Origin of the sequence: Nonomuraea sp. NPDC050227, assembly GCF_044459705.1 — a bacterium.
Classification (GTDB): Bacteria; Actinomycetota; Actinomycetes; order Streptosporangiales; family Streptosporangiaceae; genus Nonomuraea.
In genome coordinates, this window is the sequence record NZ_JBITJF010000004.1 from 84,357 (window position 1) to 108,136 (window position 23,780).

A 23,780-nucleotide genomic window follows, 5' to 3' on the forward strand; every position below is an offset into this window, starting at 1 on the left:
GAGGCGTCCCGGCGTTCCTGGCGCCGTCTCCTGCCCGGCGCCAGGGGCGGAAGTGTTCACGATGCGGTTGAGCCCGCATTGACAGATGAAAGGCTGAAATGTCGGTAACGATCCCAGGCTTCGATGAACACCTGATCAGGGTGGACGGCCTTGACCTTCATGTCGCCTCCGGAGGAGCGGGACCTCCACTGCTGTTGCTTCACGGCTTCCCGCAGACGCATTTGGCCTGGCGAGATGTCGCTTCGGCGCTGGCAGACCGCTTCCGCGTCATATGCCCCGACCTGCCCGGCTACGGAGCCAGCGCCAAGCCAGAAGGCGGCCACGAGCACTATGCCAAGCGTGTGACCGCGGCGACCGTGGTGGCGCTGATGCGGCAGCTCGGCCACGAGCGTTTCAGCCTGGTCGGCCATGATCGTGGAGCGCTGGTCGCATTCCGGGCAGCGTTGGATCACCCCGACGCCGTCGCTCACCTCGGCGTGATCGACGTCATTCCCACCGTGGACATGTGGGAGTCACTGGCAGGTGTGGGTGGTGTCTTCGGCTTCCATCTGTATTTCCTCGCGCAGCTCAACGACCTGCCCGAGCGGATGATCGGCGCCGACCCCGACGCGTTCTTCGGCCACTTCCTCGATTCCTGGGCCGCGGCCGGCACGTTCGACGCCGAGATCCGTGAGGCGTACCTGGCCGCGACGCGTAATCCGGAAACGATCCACGCCATCTGTCAGGACTATCGTGCCAGCGCCTTCGTCGACGTCGCCCACGACCGCGAGGATCGGCGGGTCGCTCGGCGTATCAAGGCCCCCACCTTGGCAATCTGGCAGGACCCGGGCGACATGGTGCTGCCGTTCGACCCCTCGGCGATATGGCACCGCTGGGCGCCGGACGTCCGCACCTTGATGCTGCCGGGTGGGCACTTCCTGCCGGAGACTCAACCCGCCGCTGTCGCCGAGGCGATCAGCGCCCTGCTCAGGCGGACGTGAAGCGCATGGGATGGTACCCGGTCATCGACAAGGCGGACGTCCCTGCTGGACCCCCGCAGTCGCGCTGACCAGAGCCGCAGGACGTTCGCGACGCATGGAGAAGGACGCCATGCAGGTACTGCGTCAGTTCTGGCCCAGCGGGAGATTCGGCCGTGGGGGCCTCGCTGTCGTGCACCTCCGGGTCGTTCGGCGCCATCGGGCTGCACTCGCTTGACCGTCTCGTGGTCAATCGACCGCCGGTTTTCAGGACCTCAAGCCCAGTGCCGCCGTGTGAACCACCGGCCGACCCGCCTCGCCCGGTCGGCTGTCCCGCAGAGCCAAGGCGGCTGATCGGGTGTCCGGCGTCAGGCGAAGAAGCGCGTCAGGTGCGCGGTGACGATCTCGGGCTGTTCCTCGGGGATGTAGTGGCCGCTGCCGGGCACGAGCACCACCTCGACCTCGGTGCCCTTGTCCGGCAGCACCGCCTGGAGGAGCAGGTGACCGTTCTCCCCGCCGCCCAGGCCCAGGATCGGGGCGGTGACCTTGCCGTAGGTCTTCTCGTCGGCGATGTCCTGCGCGAAGGCCCGGTACCAGGAGTTTCCCGCCCGGATGGCGTCCGGGGTCGAGTAGGCGTGGGCGTAGATGTCGCGGTCGCGGTCGCTGATGGAGGCGGGATCCTCGATCAGGTAGTCGCACATCCAGTCGATGAGCTCGCGGGACCGGCCGGCGAGCAGGCGTTCCGGCAGGCCGGGTACCTGGTTGAAGGCGAACCACCACAGGAAGCGGCCCGGCCCGGCGTGGATGTCGCCGTCCACCTGATGGCGGCCGGGACGGGGAAGCAGGGAGTGGTTGAAGAAGCGCTCGTCGGGGTGCGCGATGTCCAGCAGGGCGATGCGGCGGGTGTGGGCGGGGTGGTTGGCGGCCAAGGCGTAGGCGACCATGCCGCCGATGTCGTGGCCGGCGATGTCGGCCCGCTCGTGGCCCAGGTGGCGGACGAGCGCGGCGATGTCGGCGGCCATCGTCTTCTTGTCGTACCCGGAGGCGGGCTTGGCCGAGCCGCCCATGCCGCGCAGGTCGACGGCGATCACCTGGTGCTGTCGGGCGAGCGGCGGCATGATCTTGTGGAACTCCCACCAGGTCTGCGGCCATCCGCCCAGCAGGATCAGGGGCCTGCCGCGCCCGCCCGTCACATAGTGCAGGCGGGTCCCGTTGACGTCGGCGTGCCTGCTGACGAACCCACCCTCGAGCGAGCTCGCCAGCTCGGCGTCGGACGGTACTTCACTCATGATGGTGTCTTCCTACGGATGTCGTGCCGGATGATGCAGTGGTTGACGGCCAGGCGCGGTGTCGCCGTACGAGAGCCGGCCGTGGGGCAGCGGCAGATCGCCGTATGATCCGCGTACGGCCACCGCCGCAGGGCCACTCCCGCGAGCCCTTTCCCGGACGCAGTTGTCCGCGAGCGTGATCAGCCATGCGTCATCGGTGTCGGTGGCGGACAACGCCGGCTGCTCACCGCCGCCATCCAGCCGGCTCACGGGTTCAGCGATCTTCGGAAATACGGCTGATTCTCGAGGAGATCCTCGATCCTGTCGGCGGCGACGCCCGGGGCGATGTGTGGAAAGCCTCCCGGCGCGAGCTCGGCGTCAGCGAGGTGGCTTCGGCCGCGTCGCAGTACTGCTCATGTGTCAGATGAGTCACGAGTGCCCTTTCTCGATCACCGGCCAAGCGGTCTGCCGCTGGTTCGAACTTCCACGGCAGCCAGCGAGGCTATTCCTTGACATTGGCGTCAAGGTCAAGCGGTGCCATGCGCTCGCGCCATCTGGCGTCAGCGGGACTTGGCCCATTCGAATGCACTCGGTTGTCGCGACCGCGGGAGGGCGCTGAACCGGCGGGTCGAGACGGCGGCGAGCGGGGCGGGTCAGGCGTAGGCGTCCGAGTTCGGTCAGCGGGCTTACTCATCGAGAGCTTCAGTCCGGGCTCGTGGCGTCACGCCGGGCCGCCCGCGTCACGGGGCGGCCCGGCCTGGCTGGTCCATGTCTGCAGGATCGGCCTGCCGGCTTCCGGGCGGCTTGGATCTGGACGCAGCACCTGATCAAGCGCCTGTGCTGCCAAGCCTGGAATATGGCTGCCAACACAAGGAAGGAGGTCACGTGACCAACACGACGCGCCCAGACCAGCCACGACAGCTGCGAGCTGATCCTCGCCGTCGCAGCGGAGCTGTTCGCCGAGAAGGGCTACCGCCAGACCACCTTCGGCGACGTGGCCATGCGCTCCGGGATCAGCGGGGGCTCCATCCCGTGGCATTTCGGCAGCAAGGAGGGGCTGCTCCTGGCCGTGCTCGAACGTTCGACGGAGACGTTCCGCACTGGCCTTGTTCGCGGTGCCGACAGGTGCCAGGCCGCAGTGTGTTTCTGGCGTACTCCGGCCGCACCTGTTTTGCCCTTCGTCCCGCAACAGCGAGCCGGGCACAGGGAACCCGACAGCAAGCCCAAAGATCCAGACACGACGTCACCGCCCCGTTCCGGCCGAAATCTGGACATGTTTGCATACGGTCACAAATGGCCCACGAAAGGAGGAAGCCTGCATGTCGAAAGCTTTCCTGACAACTGTGGCGGCAGCCGCGACCATGGCGGCTGGGCTCGTCGCCTTCACCGCGTCACCGGCGCAGGCCGACGCCAGCGATTGCGTGTCCTACCTGGAGGGCAAAGGATACGGCCCGAACGCACGGACAAGGGCGTCATGCGCGGTGGCCGCCAGCGGCGAGATAGGAGGCTGGCTCCAGTGCCGCGATTCCCTCAACAGAGCCGGAATTCCAAGAGATGTGGCCTCCAGAGCCTGCGATCTCGGCGGGATGTGACTGGCCCCGTTCATCGCCGGCGGCACGTCTGTCGCGGGCCCAACTGCCTAGCGGGAATGCTCGGCTGGATATGGTCACGCCCCCGGTTCGTCCGGGACGTCACCCGTGCAGGAGGGTTCGCACCTCCGCCAGGAGGTCCACCTGCCGCCGCCAGTCGCCGCCCGAGATCCCGACGACCGCGTGGCTCGCCCCGGCCTCGCGGTAGTCGTTCAGCCGTCCGGCGGCCTCCTCGGGGTGGCCGGTGAGGGGGATCGGCAGCACGTCCTCAAGCGGACGGCCGTAGCCGGCGCTGATCCCGGACGCCACCTGAGCCCGGGACGGGACATCGGGCCCGGCTCCCAGCGCGGCGGCGCAACCGATGGCGACGATCGGAACGGGACGGCTTGCCTGCCCGGCCAGCTCGGCCAGCCGTCCCCGTCCCTCGGCGACCTCCAGCGGGGAGATCAGCGAGGGGAACCAGCCGTCGCCCAGCCGCGCCGCCCGCCGGATCGCCGCCTCCGACGCGTTGCCGACCCACACGGGCGGCATGGCCGCGGCCGGGGACAGCGTGACCGGCGGCTGCCCCGGCTCGTCCGGCAGCCGGGTCTCCTTCCCGGCCAGCAGCTCGGGGAGCAGTTCCAGCGCGGTGTCCGTACGGCGTCCGCGCCGCCCGTACGCCACCCCGGCGGCGGCCCACTGCCCCGGCCCGCCGCCCGAGCCGACGCCCAGGACCAGCCTGCCGCCCGACACGTGCTGCAGGCTCGCGACCTGCTTGGCTGCCCAGGCCAGCGGCCGGATCGCCGGGACGAACACGCTTGCGCCGATCCTGATCCTCGACGTGACGGCGGCCGCGGTGGCCAGCGCGATCGACGCGTCCAGGGTAGGCGCGCCGATGGCCAGGTGGTCGCCGTGCCAGACGCCGTCCAATCCGGCGTCCTCCGCGTGCCGGGCGGCCTCCCGCAGGTCGAGGCCCCTTGTGCGCTGCTCGCCGACGCCGGGAAGGATCACGCCGATCTCAAAGTTCTTCATGCGGCCGACTATGCAACCTCAGGCGGGCTTGAGGTCAATCCCACTCCGGAAGGCGGGCCCGCCGGATCGGCAGTTCCCAGGTCAGGGCGTACACGTCCATGGCGTGGAGGCCGACCCGCAGCAGCCGCCTGGCTCCAGGACCAGGTCGAGCGCGACGACCACCCCCGGGCGGAGCGCACCACATGATCGTCGACTGGGCCGCCCTGGAGTCCTTCTTTCATCGACTGGTCACCCGGTGCACCGGAACGGCCTGGACGAGGTCGCCAACAAGCTCAGAAACTCGCCGACCACAGCACGCCCCTCGACCATGCCGCCTCCTGAGGGTCCAGGTGGGGCAGGAGTCTGGTCGCCGTCAACGGCGAGGCCCCCAGCCTGCCGAGGTGGACGACGACCACGGGCGCGCGCCGGCAGTGGGCGGCCCCGGCTTTCCCGGGGCTTGGGCACCTGGGCGTCGCGGTCACGTGATCATGAGGTAGGCGAAACGTCTGATCGGTCTGACCTCGATCCGGACGTACACCGCAGCAGCGCCATGTAGAGCCGCTCCGCCAACTCACCCGGGTGGTTGACAGGAAAGAACTCTTCGGGGACGTACCGGCTATCGCCGCGGCGGTGATGTGGTGCCCGGCGGCGCTGAACTTCTTGCCGGGCAGCAGGCGGGCGATGGTCGCGTGGCTCGTGATGGATAGACGACGCCGGTTTCCTCCGCCAGCTTCACCGCCAGGGCGCAGATCCTGAGTTCGGGGCCGACATGCATAGTCAGATCCAGAACGTCGAAGTCGGCCGGTTGGAGATGATCTGTTCGCCGGGGAGTTTCCAGTTGGGGGAGTGTTCTGCAACGGACGGCTGGAGGGGGGCACCGGCCAGCCGAGCAATGACCCCCGATCGTCGGCAACCGCGGCGGGCACACGTTCGGTGAGCCTGGCCGGTTGCCGCAATGTCGTCACGGCCGCAGGGTCGCCGAGGTGGGCTGGGTCTGGGCGAGCCCGCTCAGCAATGCGCATGACGCACAGTCCGGGTCGAGGTGCTTGCCGAGCCGTTCACGGGCCAGGGTGAGGCTCTCGACCAGCCGTCGATTGATATAAGGGCCGTTGGCCACCGCCCACGCGCGCACCCACACCTGCGCGGCCGGGTCCTCGGATTGGTCTGCGGCGTCGATGGCGGTGTGCCACCAGCGGCGGGCTTGGCGGCGCTCGCCCAGGTTCGACCACGCCTACGCGGTGACGCCGGCCAGATATCCCGCGGAGCGCAGCAGCCAGGCGTGCCGGCCCGTGCCCCCGGATGCTCAGGAAGCGGCCGGCGGCCGAGGCGTGCCGGGCCGTGCCCCGCGTCCGCCGTCCTCCTGCCTGGACTCGGGCGCCGGCGCGATGCGCCGTACCACCACGCCGAGCAGCCATTCCGCCGGCACGTAGCCGAAGTGCCGCGAGTCGCGCGAGGCCGCCGCGTTGTCGCCGAGCACGACCAGGCATCCGTCGGGCACGACCCGACCGGGAGCGTGCGGCAAGGAGGCGATCTCGCGGGGAACCGGGTCACCAGGCACGGCGGTCACGCGCTTGACCACCCGGAACGGCTCATCCGCGGGTTCCCGCGCCGCGACGGGCCCTCCGATCGGCTTCCGGCCGTTCACCGGGCGGTCCGACGGCGCGCGGGGGTCGGTGGTGAGCGCGGCCTCGGCCGCCATCTCCGGCCACATCTCCGTGAGGCTGCCGACGAGCAGCACCACCTGGCCGCGCCGGACCGCCTCCAGGGACGCCCGCCGGACCAGCACCCGGTCGCCGTCGCGGAACGCCGGCTCCATGCTCACGCCCGCCACCGTGATGACGAGGTAGCGACGGCGCAGCCGGACGGCGACCGCGGCCGACGCCCCGAGGACGCACCCCGCCGCCGCCAGCAGTGCCAGGACGGGTCTCAACGGCGTTCCCCTCCACTCATCGCGTCACCGGCTCCACGGGCTCCTCGGCGTAACCGGCCGCCTGAACGGTGAACAGCCGGGCGTACGTGCCCCGGGCGGCGAGCAGGTCGGCGTGCCGCCCCTGTTCGACGACCAGCCCGCCGGACAGGACGACGATGAGGTCGGCGTCCCGGATCGTGTTGAGGCGGTGGGAGATGAGCAGGCTGCTGCGGCCGTCGCGCATCCTCCGCAGCCGCTCGTGCACCTCGTGCTCGGCCTCGGGGTCCAGGCCCGCGTTCGGCTCGTCGAGGATCATCAGGTCCCGGTCCTCGCGGAGGAAGGCCCGCGCGAGGGCCACCCGCTGCCACTGGCCGCCGGACAACATCACCCCGTTCCCGGGGTCGTCGGCCTCGTCGTCGGCGAAGAACAGGCGGGTCAGCAGCGTCCCGTAGCCATGGGGCAGGCGGGACAGGGTGCCGTCGATCCCGGCCCGGACGGCCGCGCCGCGGATGCGGTCCAGGTCGCCGAGCGCCGTCAGGTCGCCCATGGCGATGTTGTCGGCCGCGCTGAAGTCGTAGGTCATGAAGTCCTGGAGCACCGCGCCGACGCGGCGGCGCAACTCCTCCACGGGCACGTCGCGCAGGTCCACCCCGTCCCAGAGGATCGCCCCCCGGGTGGGGTCGTAGAACCGGCACAGCAGCTTGACCAGCGTGCTCTTGCCCGCGCCGTTATGGCCGACCAGCGCCGTCGAGGCGCCGTGGGGGAGGAAGAGGGTGACGCCGCGCAGCGCCCACGGATGGTCGTCGCTGTAGCGGAACCAGACGTCGCGCAGTTCGATGCCGCGGCGAAGCGCGGGCAGCGGCGCCGGGTCGTCCGGCGGGGGCAGGTCCGGCCCGGCGTCGACCACCGCGACGTAGTGGCCGAACAGGAGCACTTGGTGGTGCGCCCCGGCCATCGACGTGATCAGCCCGCCGAGCGCCCCCTGCAGACCGGCGACCACGGCCACGAACATCGACACGTCGCCCACCGTCACCTGCCCCCGCCCGGCGGCCACGACGACCCACACCAGCCCGCCACCGGCGATGACCGCCGACAGCGCCGCCAGCGCCCCCTGGACGACGACCTCCCGCCGGTCCGTCCGCCGCCGGGCCTCGTCGGCGGCGCGCCGCTCGGCGACCAGCCGACCGCGGAGATAGGGGCCGAGGCCGAACAGCCGGATCTCCTTGGCCGCCGTCGCGCTGGCGAGCAGGTCGCCGTACAACATCTGCCGCCGTTCCGCCGGGCCGATCCGCCACATCATCGCGGCGCGCCGCCGGGACAGCTGCAGCTCCAGGATCACCGTGGGGACGGCGGCGGCCAGCACGACGACGGTGAACCCCGTGCTGATCACGGTCAGCGAGCCGAGGAACCCGACCAGGGTGAGCGCCCCGCGCACCACCTCGAACACCGCGTCGGCGGTCCTGGCCGGCGCGGACGCGCTCTGCTGGGCCAGCCGGAGCCGGTCCTGGAAGTGCGGATCCTCGAACCTGGCGACCCCCGCCACCTGCTCGACCGCCGCGAACAGCTCGTCGTGCCCGCGGAGGGCGGCCCTGCGGTCCATCTCGGCCCGCAGGTACTGGGCGACGCGCGGCACGACCCCGAGCGCGATCCCCGCCGCCGCGAGCCCGGCCGCGGGCCCCACCAGCCCGGACGGCGAGCCCGGCGCGGACGTCAACCGGTCCAGGACGGCCTTCGTCAGCCAGGCCACCGCGATCGGGATCACCGCGACCGCCGCCGTGCACACCAGGTACGCCAGGCCGTGCAGGGGCGCCGAACGGAACGTCAGCGCCACGACCCGCGCCGCGGTGGCCGCGAACGCGCCGGGGGATGTCCGGGGCTCCCGGCTCACGCAGCCCTCATGACCCGCAGCAGGGCGACGTCGGGCGCGGTGGCGAGCAGCGCGCCGGTGCTGTCGACGACGTAGTGCGCGGGGAACCCGTCGACCGCGAAGGCCCGGCTGAGCTCGCCGTCGAACTCCTCCACGGTCACGCGGGCCACCGGTGTGAGCGTGCGGACCATCTCGTCGCTGTCCTCCTGGTCACCGGCCAGGACGGCGAGGACCTGCCGCCGCCCGCCCGGCAGGCCGCGGGCGAACTCGACGAACTCCGGCAGCGTCTCCCGGCACGTCGTGCAGCCGGGGCTGAAGAAGGCGACCAGGGTCTCCCCCGTCAGCAGGTCGCGGGAGACCGGCTCACCGTCGACGGTGGTGGCCAGGAAGTCGCCGACGCTCCCGCGGAGCCTCCCCGGCGGACGGTCACCGTGGGACAGGAGGCTCCGCAGCTGATCGGTGTGCTCCCGCAGCCGTCTGACCACTCCCAGCGTCAGCACCAGGTCGAAGAGGCACAGCGCCCCCACCAGGATCATCCCGGTGACGAGCATCGACATGACGTTCTCCTTTCGGCGCCGGTCCGGCGTTCGCCGCCGGGGACACGAACAGTTCGACCAGGTCGTCCAGCCGGCTGACGAGCACGGCCAGCACCAGTCCCGCGCCGCCCGCGACCGCCGTGCCGGCCGGCTGCGACCACGCCTGCGACCATGCCTGTGACCGTGCCTGCGGGAGGGCGGCTCCGCAGGTCAGGGCCACCGCCAGGAGACCGAGGTTGCGGGCCAGGTGGCGTCGTCCCAAGGGGGCCTGGGACGTCCCGAAGCACCGGCAGGACGTGCGCACGCCGCGACGCAGGGCGCGGACGATCGCCACGCTGAACAGGCCGAGCAGGACGGCGGCGGCGGCCGACCCCACAACGGACGCGAGCGGATGAAGGACCTGCGCGGCGATCAGCACCGGGACGGCCGACTCGGCCACGACGACCAAGGCCGCCGCCCAGCGGGCCGTCCGCGGGCCCGTGCCGTGTCCCAGCAGGGCGGTGAGCAGGGCTCCGGTCGCACGTACGAACTCGGCGTAGGCCGTGCGGCCGCGGATCTTGCTCAGTGCCGACATCGCGAAGACGACACCGATCAGACACTGGCCGCCAAAAGCGACAAACTCCACCAGATTTCCTCGATGCGGAGATCAAAGCGCGCTTGCCCGCCCCGGCCGGGCGGACAAGCGCTCAACGGCTAGCAGTAGCTGGAGATGACCGTGCACGCGCCGCAGTTCGTGCCGTGGACGAGGTCGTACAGCCTCTTGCCGTAGACGACCTGGCCGCCCATGGTGCAGCACATGTACCGCCACGTGCAGCCGGCCGCGGTCGCCGACGCCTCGGCCTTGGGCGCGACCCGCTCCAGCAGGCGGTCGCTGATTCTCGTGATCGTCGCGATCATGGTTCCGCTCTCCTTCATCAACTGGTCGTCAGCGAGGCCCGGGCGTGCCGTTCCTCGATGGACCACTCCATCCTGAACGGCGGATCTTGCGATTTTGTGGCGATCGCCGGCATGCGGATTCCCGCACCCTGCAGGCGCGGTGACCTGGGACGACGGCGGCCCAGCGGCAGAATGCGGCTCCGGGTACGGGAAGGAGTACGGCCGTCGCGCTCACAGGTTCCTGAGGATGACGTCCGGCGTGCCCGGGTCGTCGCCGGCCTCGATGCGGGACCGTTCGCCGGCGCTGATGAGCCGGAGGTCGTGCAGGATCGTCACGGCGTTGCGCCGGCACTCCCGGGCGCGATCCTCCGCCCCGAGCGCACGATGGACCAGGCCCAGGCCCCACCAGTGGCGCGCCTCCGTGCAACTGCCGAGGTCGTCGGCCGCGCGGTCGGCGTCCAGCGCCATCCGGAAGTAACGCTCGGACTCCCGGTGGCGGCCCATGCGCCGATGGGCCTCGGCGAGGTAGCCGAGCGCGATGGCGGCGCCCACCAGGTCCTCGATCTCGCGGGTGACGGACAGGGCGTCGGACAAGGCCGTGACGGCCGCCTCCGGGTCGCCGCCGCGCAGGTAGGTGAGCCCGAGGTTGGTGAGGGTGATCGCCTCGCCGTACCGGTTGCCCTGGCCGCTCTCCAGGTCGATCGAGAGGCGGAAGTGGCCGACGGCCTCCGCGAACCGGCCCAGCCTGCTGTAGACGACCCCCAGACGGTCGAGCTGGGCGGCCTCCCCCCGGCGGTTGCCGGTCTGCCGGTGTTGTGCGAGTGACACCTTCAGGTGGACCAGCGCGTCGTCCAGCCGGCCGAGGTCGGCCAGCACGTATCCGAGGTCGCCGTGGGTCACCGCCCGGTGGTGGGGCTCGCCCAGGCGGTCGGCCGCGGCGGCGCCCGTCTCGCTGACCTCCCACAGCTCCCGCCACCGCCCTCGTTCGTACAGCGGGAAGAACAGCGCCGCCGACAGGGCGGTGACCAGGTCGTCGGCGCCCAGCGCCGCCGCGCTGCCCAGCACCGCCGGAAGCTGCGCGGCCTCCGCGTCGACCCACGCGTACACCTCCTGCCGGTCGCGGAAGCCCGGCCCCGCGCCGGGCGTCGTCGCCGGACCCAGCGTCGTCCGCCACACGGCGACGGGGATCACCTGCCTGCTCGCGTCTCTGGCGACGGCCAGCCCGTTGTGCAGCGCGCGCAGGACGGCACGCCGCCGCTCCTCCGGCGGGTCGTGCTCCGCGGCGAGCTCCCGGGCGAAGAGCCGGGCCAGATCGTGCACGCAATAGCGTCCGGGGGCGGCGGTCTGCACCAGATGCGCCTCGGTGAGCTGGTCGAGCAGGTCCTCGGCGGTCGGGGCCGGGAGGCCGGCGAGGGCGGCGGCGGTGTCCACGCCGAGCTCCGTGACGCCGAGCAGGCTCATGCACCGGAACATGCGGGCCTGCGCCGGGTCGAGATCCCGGTAGCCGACCATGAGACTGGCTCTGACCGCGCGGTCCTCCAGCTCCAGCTCCGTGAGACGCCGCCCCTCCTCGGCCAGCCTGTCCGCCAGCGTCCGCCAGGTCCAGGCGGGCCGCACCGACAGCCGGGCGGCCGCGATCGAGAGCGCCAGCGGAAGGTAGGCGCACTGCCGGGCGACGGCGTTCTGGGCCTCGGTGTCGTCCGGCCCAGTGGCGGGACCGGTGGCGGGATCGGCGGCGTGGCGGGTCAGCAGGGCGCGGCAGTCCTCCTCGGGCAGCACCTCCAGCTCGTACGGGACGCGGCCCTCCAGCGCGGCGAGCGTCCTGCGGCTGGTCACGATGACACCGCAGGTAGGGCTCGCCGGGAGCAGCGCGCGTACCTGCCTGACGTCCAGCACGTTGTCGAACACGAACAGCATGCGGCGTCCGGCGGTGCGGGACCGGAACTGGGCGGCGGCCTCGTCGACGTCCGTGGGGACGGCGGCCCGGTCCACGCCGAGCGACCGCAGCAGGCGACCGAGGGACCGCAGGGGGTCCAGCGGTTCGAGGTCGGGCGTCGAGCCGTGCAGGTTGAGGTAGAACTGCCCGTCGGGAAAATGGTGGGCGGCCTGCCAGGCGGCCTTGACCGCCAGCGCCGACTTGCCGATGCCGCCGCAGCCGGAGATCAGGATCGGCTGCGGACGCCTGCCGACCACGTCGCGCACGAGCGCGTCGATCAGCCCCGTCCGTCCGACGAAACCCGGCACCACGGGTGGCAGCTCGCGGGGAGCGGTCGGCGCGCCGGTGCCGGGCTCCGCCGGCGTGCCGGACGTCCGGATCTCCACGGCGCCGTCCACTCCCTGCCGGAGCACGTGGAGCTGCGCGTCCACGAGTTCCGGGCCGGGGGACACCCCCAGGTCGTCGATCAGCCGCCGGCTGATCCCGCCGAACACCTCCAGCGCGGCGGCCTGCTCGCCGCAGCCGGCCAGCGCGATCATCAGCCGCGCGTGCGCCCGTTCGTGCAGCCGTTCCACCTGCGTGATCGCACGCAGCGGCGACAGGACGAGCTCGTGCCGGCCGAGCGACTCGGCCACCTCCGCGAACTCCAGGGCGGCCGTCACCCGCTCCGCGCTCAACGCGGACACCTTCGGATGGTTGTGCAGCGCGGGGACGTCCAGCAGCGGGCTGTCCCGCCACAGGTCCATCGCCTGCCCGAACGACACCGCGGCCGCGTCGAGCTCGGCCCTGTCTCGATGTTCGCGCGCCTGGCGAAGAAGCCGCCGGAACGCCAGGACGTCCACGTCGCCGTCCGCCACGGACAGCTGATAGCCGTGCTGACGGCAAATGATGAGTTTCTTGTTCCGGGCCCCGTGATGCAATGTGCGGCGAAGCTTGCTGACATGGCCGTGCACCGCTCGCACACAACCGTCGCCGGCCGCGTCACCCCATAATGCGTCGGCGATGGATTCCATCGGCACGACCTGGTTCGCGGACAACGCGAGCAATCCGAGAACGCCTCTCTGCCGTTCACCGCCCAACGCGACGAACGATCCGTGCTCCCGCACTTCGAGCGGGCCCAATATCCGCAGCCAGACCGCCGCCGACGCCGGACCGCGAAAGGGATCGCCCGATCCGGACATGACCAGCGGGAGGACGTCCGACAGGCGGCGCAGGGTTTCGGCACGTGGGCGGCGCGTGCGGCCCTGCTCGACGTCGCGGATCACGGCGACGCTCACCCCGGACCGGGCGGCGAGTTCCTGCTGGGTCAGGCCGGCCTGTTCGCGTCGCAGCCGCAGTTCGTCACTCAGGTTCTCCATTACTCATCGCCCCCGCTGAAGAATGAGGAGTTCGAGAGCGACCCGGCGGCGGCTCGCCCCGAAGAGCTTCACCCCTCCCGTGACGAGGCGCAAGGATTGTTCCGTCTTCTCGAAATGTTCGCAGGCCGATTTACCGATTGGTCACGGCTCTGGAACCATTGGCCTTCCCGGTGACCATGCCCCGGATGTGCTGGAGGGCGACGTACTGCGCGGGGTGGGTGGCCGTCGCCTGACGCCGGAGGGACGTCGCGGCGCGCTGACCGCCCGAGACCTAACCCTTGGCTTGCCTTCTGCCAGAAGTTGGCAAGGACGGCGTGCGGAACCGGGGAATCGCCCGGCGTGGACGTTCTACTACCCCTTGGAGGGTGCGTTCCGCTGGCGGGGGAGTTCGTATGGAAGGCGGCGAGAGGCGAGGATTGTTGTCCCCGATCCTGCTTCTCCTGATCTGGAACCGGCCCAGCCACGGCTACGACCTGATCGACCGGCTGGGGGAGCTGGGCGTGGCGGGGGTGGAGCCCGGCCATGTCTATCGGCTGCTGCGCGCCCTCGAACGCGACCAGTGCCTGGTCTCCTCCTGGACCGCCTCGCGGACGGGACCTCCGCGCAGGAAGTACGAGATCACCGCTTCGGGCCTGAGCGACCTGAAGGCCGCGATGATCCGGCTGCGGGACCTGGGGGAGGTCCTGCGCGCCTGCGCGGCTCTGTGGGACGAGGGACACCGGCCGCCGTCCCATGACGCGGGGCCGTCCCGCTCCCACGTCGCCTCGTGGCAAGGAGAGGCGGGATGACGCCTGTGTCGCCGGCCTTCGAGCGGCGGGTCGCCCCAGGACGGGCGCTCGCCGGGGAGGCCGCCTCGATCGCCCTGGCGTGCCGGGCCATGGCCCGGCGGTTCGCGTGGGGCGGTCGGCTGCTGGTCTTCGGCGACGGCGGCGCCTCGGCGGACGCCCAGCACGTGGCCGTGGAGTTCGTCCATCCGGTCATCGTCGGCAAGAGGGCCCTGCCCGCCCTCTCCCTCAGTCATGACGCCGCCCGGCTGACCGCCATCGCGGCGACCAGCGGGTTCGAGGAGGTCTACGCCGAGCAGGTGCGCCTGCTGGCCGCCGAGCACGACATGGCGCTCGGGTTCTCCTGGGACGGCGGCTGCGCGGACGTGCTGCGCGGGCTGGAGGCGGCACACGGGCTCGGACTGCTGACCGTCGCGCTCGTGGGCGGAGAAGGCGGGGACGGCGGCGCCGTCGGCCGCAGCCCGGCCGTGAACCACGTCCTCGGCGTCCGGTCCGGCGACCCGTGCGTGGTGCGGGAGATCCACATGACGGTCTACCACCTGCTCTGGGAGCTGGTGCACGTCTTCCTCGACCAGCCGGAGGAGGCCCGATGACCGAGGAGCCGGGGGAGCGGGTGTGCCTGACCTGTTCCGACCTCGCCCTGCCCATGCGCGTCGTCGAGTTGCTCGGAGACGGCCTGGCCATCGCGCAGGGGCCCGCCGGCGGCCCGCAGGAGATCAGCGTGGCCCTGGTCGAGGCCGGGCCGGGTGACGTCGTCCTGGTGCACGCCGGCGAGGCCATCGCGGTGGGAGGAGAGTGCGGATGAGCACGGCGGAAGGCGCCGGCGTCGAGGCCCTCTACCCGTCCCTGTACGTCCGGCCCACCGATCCGGACGCCCTGCTGGAGGAGGTGCGCCGCTCCTGCGCGGCCAAGGCGCACGAGATCGTCGCGCTGCGGGAGACGGTCGCCGGGCTGCACGGGGAGGAGCTGGCGCGCTGCGCGGCGCGGACGGCGGCGGCCTTCGAGTCCGGCGGGAGGCTGTTCGCCGTCGGCAACGGCGGCAGCGCCACGGACGCGCAGGCGCTGGCCCAGCTCTTCGCCCACCCGCCGCGCGGGCGGGCGCTCGCGGCGACCTGCCTGGCCGCCGACGCCGCCGTCGTCACCGCGCTGTCCAACGACGTCGGCTACGACCTGGCCTTCGCCCGCCAGGTCGCCGCCTTCGCCCGGCCCGGCGACATCGTGGTGGGCCTGTCGACGAGCGGCGGCTCGGCGAACGTGCTGCACGCCTTCGCCGAGGCGCGCCGCCGCGGCGCCCTGACCGTCGGCCTGGCCGGCGGCGACGGCGGGCGGATGGCGGCCGACGGCCTGGCCGATCACCTGTTCGTCGTGCCGTCCCCGTCGGTGCACCGGATCCAGGAGGCCCAGGTGACCCTCTACCACGTCCTGTGGGAGCTGGTGCAGCGGGCGCTGACCGGTGACGGCTGAGGGGCCCGGCCGGATCCGGATCAGGGTCGAGGGGCTGGTCCAGGGCGTCGGCTTCCGGCCGTTCGTCAGTGGCCTGGCTGGACGGCACGAGCTGGCCGGGTTCGTCGGCAACGATCCGCGCGGCGTGTTCATCGAGGCCCAGGGGGAGCCGTCGGCGCTGCGGGCCTTCGTCGCGGAGCTGGAGCGGCGGGCGCCGCCGTCCGCGCTGGTCGAGAGCGTCACCGTGACGGACGCCGAGCCCGTCGCGGAGTCGGGCTTCCGGATCGTGGCCAGCCGCGGCGAGGGCGCCCGCCAGGTGTGCGTGCCGCCGGACACGGCGCCGTGCGACGCCTGCGCGGCGGAGATCGCCGACCCGGGCGCGCGCCGGCACGGCTACGCCTTCACCAACTGCACGGCCTGCGGGCCCCGCTTCACCATCGTCACCGACCTGCCCTACGACCGGCCCAACACCACGATGGCCCCCTTCGCGATGTGCGCCCGCTGTTCGCGGGAGTACCGCGACCCCGGCGACCGGCGCTTCCACGCCCAGCCGGTGTGCTGCCCCGCGTGCGGACCGTCGCTGCGGCTGCTGGACGCGGACGGCCGGCCGCAACCGGGCGACCCGGTCGGGGCGGCGGCGCTCTGGCTGGCGCGGGGCAGGATCCTGGCGGTCAAGGGCGTGGGCGGGTACCACCTCGCGGCCGTGGCCGGGGACGAACAGGCGGTCGGCGCGCTGCGGGCCCGCAAACGCAGGGAGGGCAAGCCGTTCGCGGTGCTGGCCGCCGACCTGGCCGCGGCGCGCGAGCTGGTCCTGCTCACCCCGGCCGCCGAGCGCGTCCTGAGCGGACCGCGGCGGCCCGTCGTCCTGCTGCCGCGCCGGAGCGGGGCGCCGGTCGCCGAGGCGGTCGCGCCGGGCAACCGGGAGCTGGGGGTGATGCTGCCCGCGACGCCGCTGCACCATCTCCTGGCCGTACGGCTCGGCCGGCCAGCGGTCCTGACCAGCGGAAACCGGTCGGACGAGCCCATCGCGCACCGGGACGACGACGCCCTGGACCGGCTGTCCGGCATCGCCGACGGCTTCCTCGTCCACGACCGGCGCATCCACGTCCGGGCCGACGACTCGGTGGTGCGCCTGTTCCGCGGCCGGGAGCTGCCCGTCCGCCGCTCGCGCGGGTACGTGCCCGCTCCCGTGACGCTGCGACGGCCGCCGTCGCGGCACGTGCTGGCCTGCGGCGGCGAGCTGAAGAACACCTTCTGCCTGGTCAAGGGCCGCCACGCGGTCCTGTCGCAGCACATCGGCGACCTGGAGGGCTACGAGACCCTGCGCTCGTACGCGGAGGGGATCGGCCAGTTGAGCCGGCTGTTCGGCGTCCGGCCCCGGCTCGTCGCCCACGACCTGCACCCGGAGTACCTGTCCACCAAGTACGCGTCCGGCCTCGACGGCGTCGAGCTCGTCGGCGTGCAGCACCATCACGCCCACATCGCCTCCTGCCTGGCCGACAACGGCGAGGAGGGCCCGGTGATCGGCGTCGCCCTGGACGGCCTGGGCCTGGGCTCCGACGGCACCCTGTGGGGCGGCGAGCTGCTGGTCGCCGACCTGCGGGGGTTCGAGCGGGTGGGGCACCTGGAGGCGGTGCCCATGCCCGGCGGGGCGGCGGCCGTACGGCAGCCGTGGCGCATGGGCGTGTCCTACCTCGACGCGATCTACGGCGACGCGCCGCCGGACCTGCCCTTCGTCCGGCGGCACCGGGACCGGTGGGCGGCCGTGGCGGCGCTGGCCCGCACCGGGACGAACGCGCCGCTCACGTCGAGCGCGGGCCGGCTGTTCGACGCGGTGGCCGCGATCGCCGGGCTGCGCGACCGGGTGCTCTTCGAGGGGCAGGCGGCGATCGAACTGGAGCAGTTCGCCGAGCCTGGCGAGCGGGCCGCCTACCCGGCGGCGCTGTCCGGCGGGCCGGAGCTGGTCGTGTCCGGGACCGACCTGGTCCGCGGCGCGGTCGAGGACCTGCTGGCGGGCGTGCGGACGCCGCTGGTGGCCGCGCGCTTCCACAACGGCCTGGCCCGCGTCCTGCTGCGGGCGGTGCTGGCGCTGAGCGAACGGACGGGGCTGCGCGAGGTGGCACTGTCCGGCGGCGTCTTCCAGAACGTCGTCCTGCTGGAGCGGATGGAGGCAGGGCTGCGGGAGGCGGGCCTGCGGGTGCTCCTGCACTCGCGGGTGCCGCCCAACGACGGCGGCCTCAGCCTGGGCCAGGCCGCCGTCGCCGCCGCCCTCGACCACGCCGGATGACCCACGCCGGATGACCCACGCCGGATGACCCGCGCCGGATGACCCGCGCCGGATGACCCGCGCCGGATGACCCGCGCCGGATGACCCGCGCCGGATGAAGCGCCGGTCGGCCGCGGCTCAGCAGATGCGCGGCAGCGGGTCCCCGACGAGCATGTCGACGATCCGGGTGCCGCCGAAGGCCGTGTCGAGCAGCACGAGCCCCGCGGGCTCGGCACGCACCCGGCCGACCACGGCCGCCTCCGCGCCGAGAGGATGGCCGCGCAGCGCCTCCAGCGCCCTTCCGGCCTGATCGCCGTCGATCACGGCGACGAACCGGCCCTCGCAGGCGACGTACAGGGGGTCGATGCCGAGCAGTTCGCAGGCGCCGTTCACCACCGGGCGGACCGGCACCGCCGACTCCTCCACCACGATGCCGAGCCGCGAGGAGCGGGCCAGCTCGTTGAGCACCGTCGCCACCCCTCCGCGCGTGGCGTCCCGCAGCACCCGCACCCCGGGGACGGCGTCGAGCAGCGCGGCGACGACGCCGTTGAGCGGCGCGGTGTCGGAGGCGAGGTCGGCCTCGATGTCCAGCTCCCCACGAGAGATCATGATGGTGACGCCGTGCTCGCCGATCGGCCCCGAGACGATGACGGCGTCGCCCGGCCTGATCGCCGACGGCGTCAGCTCTGTCTCCCGCTCCAGCACGCCCACGCCGGCCGTGGTGACGTAGCATCCGTCCGCCTTGCCGCGTTCCACGACCTTGGTGTCCCCGGTGACCACCTGGACGCCGGCGCGGTCGGCGGCGGCGGCCATCGAGGTGGCGATCCGCCGCAGGTCGGCGACCGGGAAGCCCTCCTCCAGGATGAAGCCGGCCGACAGGTACAGGGGCCGGGCCCCGCAGACGGCCAGGTCGTTGACCGTGCCGTTGACGGCGAGGTCGCCGATGTCGCCGCCGGGGAAGAACAGCGGGAAGACCACGAAGGAGTCGGTGCTGAAGGCCAGCCGTCCGCCCGCCACCCCCAGCACGGCGCCGTCGCCGAGCGGCTCCAGGATCGGGTTGCGGAACGCGTCCACGAACACGGCCTCGACCAGCGTGTGCGAGGCGCTCCCGCCCGCGCCGTGGGCCAGCGTGATGCGCTCCTCCCGCACCCGGGCCCGGCGTCCCCGGGCGCGCTCGATGCGCAGCAGCACCTCTTCCTCGCGGGTCGCCGGGCCGGCGGGCCCGCCCGCCTCGCGGACGGCCCGCTCGGCCCATCCGGCGGTGCGCTCGGTCGTCATGCCGTGGTCGCCTCCTTGGCCCGCGTGCGGGTGAACCGGCCGAAGTTGTAGTACGCGGCGCAGGCGCCCTCGGAGGACACCATGCAGGTGCCGATCGGCGTCTCCGGCGTGCACGCGGTTCCGAACACCTTGCACTCCCACGGCTTGAGCACGCCCTTGAGCACCTCGCCGCACTGGCACGCCTTCGGGTCGGCCACCCGTACGCCCGGCACCTGGAAGATCCGTTCGGCGTCGTGGGCCGCGTAGGCGTCGCGCAGGCGCAGCGCGGAGTGGGAGATGAAGCCGAGGCCGCGCCACTCGAAGTACGGGCGCAGCTCCATGACCCGGCCGATCGCCTCCAGCGCCCGGCCGTTGCCCTCCCACGGCACCACCCGCGTGTACTGGTTCTCCACCTCGGCCCGCCCCTCGGCGAGCTGCCGCAGCAGCATGTGGATCGACTGCAGCACGTCCAGCGGCTCGAACCCGCAGCAGACGAGCGGCTTGCCGTGCTCCTCGGCGATGAACGCGTACGGCCGGCAGCCGATCACGGTGGAGACGTGGCCCGGCCCGATGAAGCCGTCGAGCCGCAGGTCCGGCGAGTCCAGGATCGCCTTGATCGCCGGAATGATCATGACGTGGTTGCAGAAGACGGAGAAGTTGCCGAGCCCTTCGGCCGCGGCCCGCAGCACGGTCATCGCCGTGGACGGCGCGGTGGTCTCGAAGCCGATCGCCATGAAGACGACCCGGCGGGCGGGGTTCTGGCGGGCGATCCGCAGCGCGTCGAGCGGGGAGTACACCATGCGGATGTCCGCGCCGGCGGCCTTGGCGTCCAGGAAGGAGCCCTCGCCGCCGGGCACCCGCATCATGTCGCCGAACGAGGTCATGATCACGTCCGGTTCGCGGGCGATGGCGATCGCGTCGTCGACGCGTCCCATGGGGATCACGCAGACGGGACAGCCGGGCCCGTGGACGAGGTTCACGTTAGGCGGCAGGTAGTCCTCGACGCCGTGCTTGTAGATCGTGTGGGTGTGCCCGCCGCACACCTCCATGAAGGTGTAGCGGCGGCCGGGCTCGCACAGCTCCGCGATCCGCGCGGCCAGGGCCCGTGCCGTCCGGGCGTCGCGGTACTCGTCGACGAAGCGCATGCCGGCGCCTTTCACGTGATGTCGGATTCCGCGAGCGCCTGGAGCTCGTCGGTGTAGGCGGGGCCGAGGCCGGTCAGCAGCGCCAGCGTCGCCGCGGCCTCGCTCTCGTCGATCCTGGACATCGCGAAGCCCACGTGGACCAGGACCCAGTCACCGGGCCGGACCGGGCCGTCCAGCAGGCCGACGCTGATCGCGCGGCGTACGCCGGCGACCTCGACGGTGGCCAGGTCGGCCCGGTCCGGCAGCAGCTCGACGATCTCGCCGGGGATGCCAAGACACATCGTTCCGGGATCACATCTGCTTGATCTTGATGTAGCGCCTCAGCGCCGGGAGTTCCTTCCAGAACATCCCCAGGAGCACCGCCCCGGCCAGCCCGGCCAGCCCGGCCAGCAGCGTCGTACGTGGTCGCCGCATGTCTGTTCTTTCCTTCTCAGCCTGGCGGGAGGTTGGGCATGACCGGCAGGATCGGGTCGTGCTTCTTGGGGCTGATCCCCGTCGAGCGCCGGGCGTCGGCCGTGCCGTCCCGGTGGTGTCCCGCCTGCCGCTCGTACGCGCCGGGCCGGTTGCCCTGCTCGATGCCCTTGACGTGCGCCGTCGCGTCGGGTGCGACGTCGGGCTTGCCCACCTTGATGTGTGCCATGGTGCGGGTCCTACCCCCGGCGATGCCCTGCGTCGTCGAGCTGGGCGAAATACTGCGCGATCTTTGCCCATACCTGATCGCCGCCTGACATACCGGTCCATTCACCTCGTACCAGGGCCATCAGCCGGTAGCAGTCGTCGATCGGGACCAGCCAGCACTCACCGGCCCCCCGTACGCCGTTGACGAGCAGCGCCTCGACCATCGGCCGCATGGTGCCCAGCTCCTCGGCGCGGGCGGCGACCGCCTGCCAGGCCGCGGCGTCCAGGTCGCTGCGGGTGCCGCCCAGCGGGCTCGGGTAGTGCGCGGTGGCCGAGCCGTCGGGCGCGGTGACGAAGAACGCCAGGCTCACGGGGATGCCGAGGTCGGCCGGCCGCACCCCGGTCAGCCGCAGCCGCCGTTCGGGCACCCGCAGGAAGTGGCCGTCGCCGTCCGGCTCGAACAGCAGCGCGCACGCCCGGCACGCGCACAGCACCTCCGCCGAACGCGTGTCCACGACGTGCCCGTGCTCGCCCCGGACCGGCGCCTCGCACAGCTCGCAGCGCGCGCCCGCGTCCCGGCGGCGCGCGGTCCGTCTGAGCAGGCGGCCGTGCGCGGTCGTGCTCATGCGGCGCCGCCGGGCCGGACCAGCAGCGCCTCGGCGGGGACGAAGGCGACCGGCGCGGCGCGGCTCACCTCGACCGTCTCCACCTCCGGCGCGACGGCGCGCACCGCCTGCTCGACGGCCAGCCGTACCGGCTCCGACCCGGACGAGCAGCCGCCCGTCAGCCGCACCCGCGCGACGTCGTCCGTCACGTCGGCGAGCCGCGCCTCCACCCCCTGGGCGCGCAGGGCGCCGGCCAGGCCGTCGAGCGCGCGCTCGATCCGCCGCCGGAGCGGCTCGGGATGGATGTCGTGCAGGACCAGCAGGTGGCCGAGCAGCTCGTCGTCGGCCAGGGCGGCGGCGACGGCGGACCCGGCCGGAGCCCGGTCCATGACCCGGGCCAGGGCCTCGCCGTAGACCTCGGCGAGGATGGCGACGGCGTCGAGCGCCGTCTCCGCCGTCGGGCCGGGCGTGCCCTCCAGCCGCCCCAGGGTCTCCTCCAGCCGCTCCAGCAGGCGGGCCACCGCCTGGTCGTCCAGGCGGTCCGGCTCAGCCATGGCTCGCGCCGAACATCGGCGAGTGCAGCTTCTTCACCGTGCGTCCCTTGCCGACGTACATGTGCACGCCGCAGGGCAGGCAGGGGTCGAAGCTGCGCACCGCGCGCATGATGTCGACGCCCTTGAAGTCGTCCGGGCCGTTCTCCTCGAAGATCGGCATGTCCTGGACGGCGTCCTCGTACGGGCCCGGCGTGCCGAAGCTGTCGCGCGGGCTGCCGTTCCAGGGCGTGGGCGGGTACGGGTGGTAGTTGGCGATCTTGCCGTCCCGGATGACCATGTGATGGGAGAGCACGCCGCGCACCGCCTCGTGGAACCCGACGCCGATGGCCTCCTCCGGCACGGCGAAGTCGGCGAACACCTTGGTGTCCCCGGCGCGCATGCGCTCCATGGCCTGCTCGACGAAGTACACCGCCATGGCCGCGGCGTAGGCCACGAAGTACACCCGGGCCCGGTTGCGTTCCAGGGCGTTGGACCAGGGCGGGATGCGCCACTCCAGGGTCGTCTCCGGCAGGTCGCGGCCCTTCGGCAGCGAGATCTGCACCGACGAGCCCGTCGCCTTCACGTACGGGGTGTCCACGATGCCCGACAGGGCGGTGACGTACAGGCGGGCGAAGGCGCCGCCGCCGGTGTCGAGCGCGAGGTGGTCACCGGTGCGCGGGTCGAGCCACCGGGGGCTCATGACCCAGCTGTAGTTGCCCTCGAAGTCGCGTTTCTGCGGCGCGGGCAGGGTCGTCTGGTTCCACGGGTGCCGCATGTCGATCGGGTTGCCGAGCGGGTCGTGGGTGACGAACGGCTCCTCGGCGGTCCAGTCGTCGTAGTACGAGCTGCCGAGCAGGATGCGGATGCCGAGGTTGATGTCGACGAGGTTGTTGGTGACCAGCTCGCCGTCCACCACGATGCCCGGGGTGACGAACATGGCCTTGCCCCAGTCGTTCATCGTCTCGTAGCGGTAGTCGACCACGGCCGGGTCCTGGAAGGCCCCCCAGCAGCCGAGCAGGATCCGGCGGCGGCCGACCTCCTCGTAGCCGGGCAGCGCCTCGTAGAAGAAGTCGAACACGTCGTTGTTCAGCGCGACGGCCTTCTTGACGAAGTCCACCACGCCGAGCAGGCGCGAGAGGTAGTCGGTGAACAACGTCGGCTCCGGCATCGTGCCGACCCCGCCCGGATAGACCGTCGACGGGTGGACGTGCCGGCCCTCCATCAGGCAGAACATCTCCCGCGTGACGCGGCTGATGCGCAGCGCCTCCTTGTAGATGTCGCCCTCGAACGGGTTGAACGCCTCCATGATGTCGGCGATCGTGCGCTTGCCGTGGATCGCCGCCCCGGGCGCCTCGGTGGTCCTGGCCCGCGCCAGCAGCGTCGGGTTGGTCTCCTTGACCATCGCCTCGCAGAAGTCCACGAAGACCAGGTTGTCCTGGAAGATCGTGTGGTCGAACATGTACTCGGCTGCTTCGCCGAGGTTGACGATCCACTCGGCCATCGGCGGCGTCTTGATGCCGTACGCCATGTTCTGGGCGTACATCGAGCAGGTGGTGTGGTTGTCGCCGCAGATGCCGCAGATCCGGCTGGTGATGAAGCCCGCGTCCCTGGGGTCCTTGCCCTTCATGAACACCGAGTAGCCGCGGAACAGCGAGGAGGTGCTGTGGCACTCGGCGACCCGCCGGTTGGCGAAGTCGATCTTCGTGTAGACGCCCAGGTTGCCGATGATGCGTGTGATGGGATCCCACGACATCTCGACGAGCTCTCCCGGTGGTCGCCGGTCGGGCGCTTCCTGCTCGGAGACGGCCATGTGCTGATGTGTCCTCTCTGGCGTCGCGGGCCC

22 protein-coding genes and 3 pseudogenes are annotated in these 23,780 nt (G+C 72.2%); 7 read left to right on the top strand and 18 right to left on the bottom strand.

Going from position 1 to position 23,780, the window contains the following annotated elements:
• The first annotated feature begins 98 nt into the window (after nucleotides 1–98).
• A complete protein-coding gene (locus tag ACIBK9_RS17465; RefSeq protein ID WP_397159154.1) occupies nucleotides 99–980 on the top strand; it encodes an alpha/beta fold hydrolase in 882 nt (293 codons plus the stop codon).
• A gap of 344 nt (nucleotides 981–1,324) precedes the next feature.
• Here ACIBK9_RS17465 and ACIBK9_RS17470 read toward each other — a convergent pair whose 3' ends face one another.
• Nucleotides 1,325–2,245, bottom strand: a complete 921-nt coding sequence (locus ACIBK9_RS17470; protein ID WP_397159156.1) for an alpha/beta fold hydrolase — start codon at nucleotides 2,243–2,245, stop codon at nucleotides 1,325–1,327.
• A 910-nt stretch (nucleotides 2,246–3,155) separates the two neighbouring features.
• On the opposite strand from ACIBK9_RS17470, the pseudogene ACIBK9_RS17475 reads away from it, so the two are divergent.
• Nucleotides 3,156–3,284, top strand: a pseudogene (locus ACIBK9_RS17475) (helix-turn-helix domain-containing protein); the annotation flags it as partial.
• A gap of 631 nt (nucleotides 3,285–3,915) precedes the next feature.
• On the opposite strand, the gene ACIBK9_RS17480 reads toward ACIBK9_RS17475, so the two are convergent.
• The 9 genes and pseudogenes from ACIBK9_RS17480 to ACIBK9_RS17520 form a co-directional block, all read right to left on the bottom strand.
• Nucleotides 3,916–4,824 (bottom strand): LLM class flavin-dependent oxidoreductase, encoded by a 909-nt coding sequence (locus ACIBK9_RS17480; RefSeq protein WP_397159158.1) that lies wholly within the window; start codon nucleotides 4,822–4,824, stop codon nucleotides 3,916–3,918.
• A 940-nt stretch (nucleotides 4,825–5,764) separates the two neighbouring features.
• Nucleotides 5,765–5,935 carry a hypothetical protein gene (locus ACIBK9_RS17485; RefSeq protein WP_397159160.1) on the bottom strand — a complete coding sequence of 57 codons (171 nt, stop codon included), beginning with the start codon at nucleotides 5,933–5,935 and terminating at the stop codon, nucleotides 5,765–5,767.
• 171 nt (nucleotides 5,936–6,106) lie between these two features.
• Nucleotides 6,107–6,733 carry a S26 family signal peptidase gene (locus ACIBK9_RS17490; RefSeq protein ID WP_397159162.1) on the bottom strand — a complete coding sequence of 209 codons (627 nt, stop codon included), beginning with the start codon at nucleotides 6,731–6,733 and terminating at the stop codon, nucleotides 6,107–6,109.
• Nucleotides 6,734–6,749: 16 nt separating this feature from the next.
• Nucleotides 6,750–8,600, bottom strand: coding sequence for an ABC transporter ATP-binding protein (locus ACIBK9_RS17495; RefSeq protein WP_397159164.1), 1,851 nt, complete (start codon nucleotides 8,598–8,600; stop codon nucleotides 6,750–6,752).
• Nucleotides 8,597–9,136, bottom strand: coding sequence for a TlpA disulfide reductase family protein (locus tag ACIBK9_RS17500; protein ID WP_387667123.1), 540 nt, complete (start codon nucleotides 9,134–9,136; stop codon nucleotides 8,597–8,599). The genes ACIBK9_RS17495 and ACIBK9_RS17500 overlap by 4 nt, the downstream gene beginning before the upstream one ends.
• Before the next feature lie 196 nt (nucleotides 9,137–9,332).
• Nucleotides 9,333–9,740, bottom strand: a pseudogene (locus tag ACIBK9_RS17505) (MauE/DoxX family redox-associated membrane protein); the annotation flags it as partial.
• Between the two features lie 68 nt (nucleotides 9,741–9,808).
• Nucleotides 9,809–10,012 (bottom strand): hypothetical protein, encoded by a 204-nt coding sequence (locus ACIBK9_RS17510; RefSeq protein ID WP_397159167.1) that lies wholly within the window; start codon nucleotides 10,010–10,012, stop codon nucleotides 9,809–9,811.
• A gap of 210 nt (nucleotides 10,013–10,222) precedes the next feature.
• Nucleotides 10,223–12,784 carry an ATP-binding protein gene (locus tag ACIBK9_RS17515; protein WP_397160175.1) on the bottom strand — a complete coding sequence of 854 codons (2,562 nt, stop codon included), beginning with the start codon at nucleotides 12,782–12,784 and terminating at the stop codon, nucleotides 10,223–10,225.
• A gap of 15 nt (nucleotides 12,785–12,799) precedes the next feature.
• Nucleotides 12,800–13,285 (bottom strand): annotated as a pseudogene (locus ACIBK9_RS17520) (helix-turn-helix domain-containing protein); the annotation flags it as partial.
• A 392-nt stretch (nucleotides 13,286–13,677) separates the two neighbouring features.
• On the opposite strand from ACIBK9_RS17520, the gene ACIBK9_RS17525 reads away from it, so the two are divergent.
• The 5 genes from ACIBK9_RS17525 to hypF are packed head-to-tail and all read left to right on the top strand — an operon-like array spanning nucleotide 13,678 to nucleotide 17,800.
• On the top strand, nucleotides 13,678–14,073 hold the full coding sequence (locus tag ACIBK9_RS17525; protein ID WP_397159169.1) for a PadR family transcriptional regulator: 396 nt from the start codon (nucleotides 13,678–13,680) through the stop codon (nucleotides 14,071–14,073).
• Nucleotides 14,070–14,663 carry an SIS domain-containing protein gene (locus ACIBK9_RS17530; RefSeq protein ID WP_397159171.1) on the top strand — a complete coding sequence of 198 codons (594 nt, stop codon included), beginning with the start codon at nucleotides 14,070–14,072 and terminating at the stop codon, nucleotides 14,661–14,663. The genes ACIBK9_RS17525 and ACIBK9_RS17530 overlap by 4 nt, the downstream gene beginning before the upstream one ends.
• The gene (locus ACIBK9_RS17535) at nucleotides 14,660–14,875 is read left to right on the top strand and encodes a HypC/HybG/HupF family hydrogenase formation chaperone (protein WP_397159173.1); all 216 of its coding nucleotides are present in this window, start codon (nucleotides 14,660–14,662) and stop codon (nucleotides 14,873–14,875) included. Before ACIBK9_RS17530 ends, ACIBK9_RS17535 begins: the two co-directional genes overlap by 4 nt.
• The gene (locus tag ACIBK9_RS17540) at nucleotides 14,872–15,534 is read left to right on the top strand and encodes an SIS domain-containing protein (protein WP_397159175.1); all 663 of its coding nucleotides are present in this window, start codon (nucleotides 14,872–14,874) and stop codon (nucleotides 15,532–15,534) included. The genes ACIBK9_RS17535 and ACIBK9_RS17540 overlap by 4 nt, the downstream gene beginning before the upstream one ends.
• Nucleotides 15,524–17,800, top strand: coding sequence for a carbamoyltransferase HypF (gene hypF / locus ACIBK9_RS17545; RefSeq protein WP_397159177.1), 2,277 nt, complete (start codon nucleotides 15,524–15,526; stop codon nucleotides 17,798–17,800). Before ACIBK9_RS17540 ends, hypF begins: the two co-directional genes overlap by 11 nt.
• A gap of 117 nt (nucleotides 17,801–17,917) precedes the next feature.
• On the opposite strand, the gene hypE is transcribed toward hypF, so the two are convergent.
• Genes hypE through ACIBK9_RS17585 form a run of 8 tightly spaced genes read right to left on the bottom strand, consistent with a single transcriptional unit; the run spans nucleotide 17,918 to nucleotide 23,747 of the window.
• Nucleotides 17,918–19,057 carry a hydrogenase expression/formation protein HypE gene (hypE, locus tag ACIBK9_RS17550; RefSeq protein WP_397159179.1) on the bottom strand — a complete coding sequence of 380 codons (1,140 nt, stop codon included), beginning with the start codon at nucleotides 19,055–19,057 and terminating at the stop codon, nucleotides 17,918–17,920.
• Nucleotides 19,054–20,181, bottom strand: a complete 1,128-nt coding sequence (gene hypD / locus ACIBK9_RS17555) for a hydrogenase formation protein HypD (RefSeq protein ID WP_397159181.1) — start codon at nucleotides 20,179–20,181, stop codon at nucleotides 19,054–19,056. The genes hypE and hypD overlap by 4 nt, the downstream gene beginning before the upstream one ends.
• Before the next feature lie 11 nt (nucleotides 20,182–20,192).
• Nucleotides 20,193–20,462 (bottom strand): HypC/HybG/HupF family hydrogenase formation chaperone, encoded by a 270-nt coding sequence (locus ACIBK9_RS17560; protein WP_397159182.1) that lies wholly within the window; start codon nucleotides 20,460–20,462, stop codon nucleotides 20,193–20,195.
• A gap of 10 nt (nucleotides 20,463–20,472) precedes the next feature.
• On the bottom strand, nucleotides 20,473–20,595 hold the full coding sequence (locus ACIBK9_RS17565; protein WP_397159186.1) for a DUF6893 family small protein: 123 nt from the start codon (nucleotides 20,593–20,595) through the stop codon (nucleotides 20,473–20,475).
• A 16-nt stretch (nucleotides 20,596–20,611) separates the two neighbouring features.
• Nucleotides 20,612–20,821, bottom strand: coding sequence for a hypothetical protein (locus ACIBK9_RS17570; protein ID WP_397159188.1), 210 nt, complete (start codon nucleotides 20,819–20,821; stop codon nucleotides 20,612–20,614).
• 10 nt (nucleotides 20,822–20,831) lie between these two features.
• Entirely contained in the window at nucleotides 20,832–21,425 is a 594-nt protein-coding gene (locus ACIBK9_RS17575) for a DUF5947 family protein (RefSeq protein ID WP_397159190.1), read from the bottom strand.
• Nucleotides 21,422–21,958, bottom strand: coding sequence for a NifU family protein (locus ACIBK9_RS17580; RefSeq protein ID WP_397159192.1), 537 nt, complete (start codon nucleotides 21,956–21,958; stop codon nucleotides 21,422–21,424). Before ACIBK9_RS17580 ends, ACIBK9_RS17575 begins: the two co-directional genes overlap by 4 nt.
• A complete protein-coding gene (locus tag ACIBK9_RS17585; RefSeq protein WP_397159194.1) occupies nucleotides 21,951–23,747 on the bottom strand; it encodes a nickel-dependent hydrogenase large subunit in 1,797 nt (598 codons plus the stop codon). Before ACIBK9_RS17585 ends, ACIBK9_RS17580 begins: the two co-directional genes overlap by 8 nt.
• Nucleotides 23,748–23,780 lie beyond the last annotated feature (33 nt).

What these genes read in the sequence shown, in the direction of transcription:
- ACIBK9_RS17465 (WP_397159154.1), top strand. Translation starts at nt 99, where the DNA reads ATGTCGGTAACGATCCCAGGCTTCGATGAACACCTGATCAGGGTGGAC.
- ACIBK9_RS17470 (WP_397159156.1), bottom strand. Translation starts at nt 2,245, where the DNA reads ATGAGTGAAGTACCGTCCGACGCCGAGCTGGCGAGCTCGCTCGAGGGT.
- ACIBK9_RS17480 (WP_397159158.1), bottom strand. Translation starts at nt 4,824, where the DNA reads ATGAAGAACTTTGAGATCGGCGTGATCCTTCCCGGCGTCGGCGAGCAG.
- ACIBK9_RS17500 (WP_387667123.1), bottom strand. Translation starts at nt 9,136, where the DNA reads ATGTCGATGCTCGTCACCGGGATGATCCTGGTGGGGGCGCTGTGCCTC.
- ACIBK9_RS17510 (WP_397159167.1), bottom strand. Translation starts at nt 10,012, where the DNA reads ATGATCGCGACGATCACGAGAATCAGCGACCGCCTGCTGGAGCGGGTC.
- ACIBK9_RS17525 (WP_397159169.1), top strand. Translation starts at nt 13,678, where the DNA reads ATGGAAGGCGGCGAGAGGCGAGGATTGTTGTCCCCGATCCTGCTTCTC.
- ACIBK9_RS17530 (WP_397159171.1), top strand. Translation starts at nt 14,070, where the DNA reads ATGACGCCTGTGTCGCCGGCCTTCGAGCGGCGGGTCGCCCCAGGACGG.
- ACIBK9_RS17535 (WP_397159173.1), top strand. Translation starts at nt 14,660, where the DNA reads ATGACCGAGGAGCCGGGGGAGCGGGTGTGCCTGACCTGTTCCGACCTC.
- ACIBK9_RS17540 (WP_397159175.1), top strand. Translation starts at nt 14,872, where the DNA reads ATGAGCACGGCGGAAGGCGCCGGCGTCGAGGCCCTCTACCCGTCCCTG.
- hypE (WP_397159179.1), bottom strand. Translation starts at nt 19,057, where the DNA reads ATGACGACCGAGCGCACCGCCGGATGGGCCGAGCGGGCCGTCCGCGAG.
- hypD (WP_397159181.1), bottom strand. Translation starts at nt 20,181, where the DNA reads ATGCGCTTCGTCGACGAGTACCGCGACGCCCGGACGGCACGGGCCCTG.
- ACIBK9_RS17560 (WP_397159182.1), bottom strand. Translation starts at nt 20,462, where the DNA reads ATGTGTCTTGGCATCCCCGGCGAGATCGTCGAGCTGCTGCCGGACCGG.
- ACIBK9_RS17565 (WP_397159186.1), bottom strand. Translation starts at nt 20,595, where the DNA reads ATGCGGCGACCACGTACGACGCTGCTGGCCGGGCTGGCCGGGCTGGCC.
- ACIBK9_RS17570 (WP_397159188.1), bottom strand. Translation starts at nt 20,821, where the DNA reads ATGGCACACATCAAGGTGGGCAAGCCCGACGTCGCACCCGACGCGACG.
- ACIBK9_RS17575 (WP_397159190.1), bottom strand. Translation starts at nt 21,425, where the DNA reads ATGAGCACGACCGCGCACGGCCGCCTGCTCAGACGGACCGCGCGCCGC.
- ACIBK9_RS17580 (WP_397159192.1), bottom strand. Translation starts at nt 21,958, where the DNA reads ATGGCTGAGCCGGACCGCCTGGACGACCAGGCGGTGGCCCGCCTGCTG.
- ACIBK9_RS17585 (WP_397159194.1), bottom strand. Translation starts at nt 23,747, where the DNA reads ATGGCCGTCTCCGAGCAGGAAGCGCCCGACCGGCGACCACCGGGAGAG.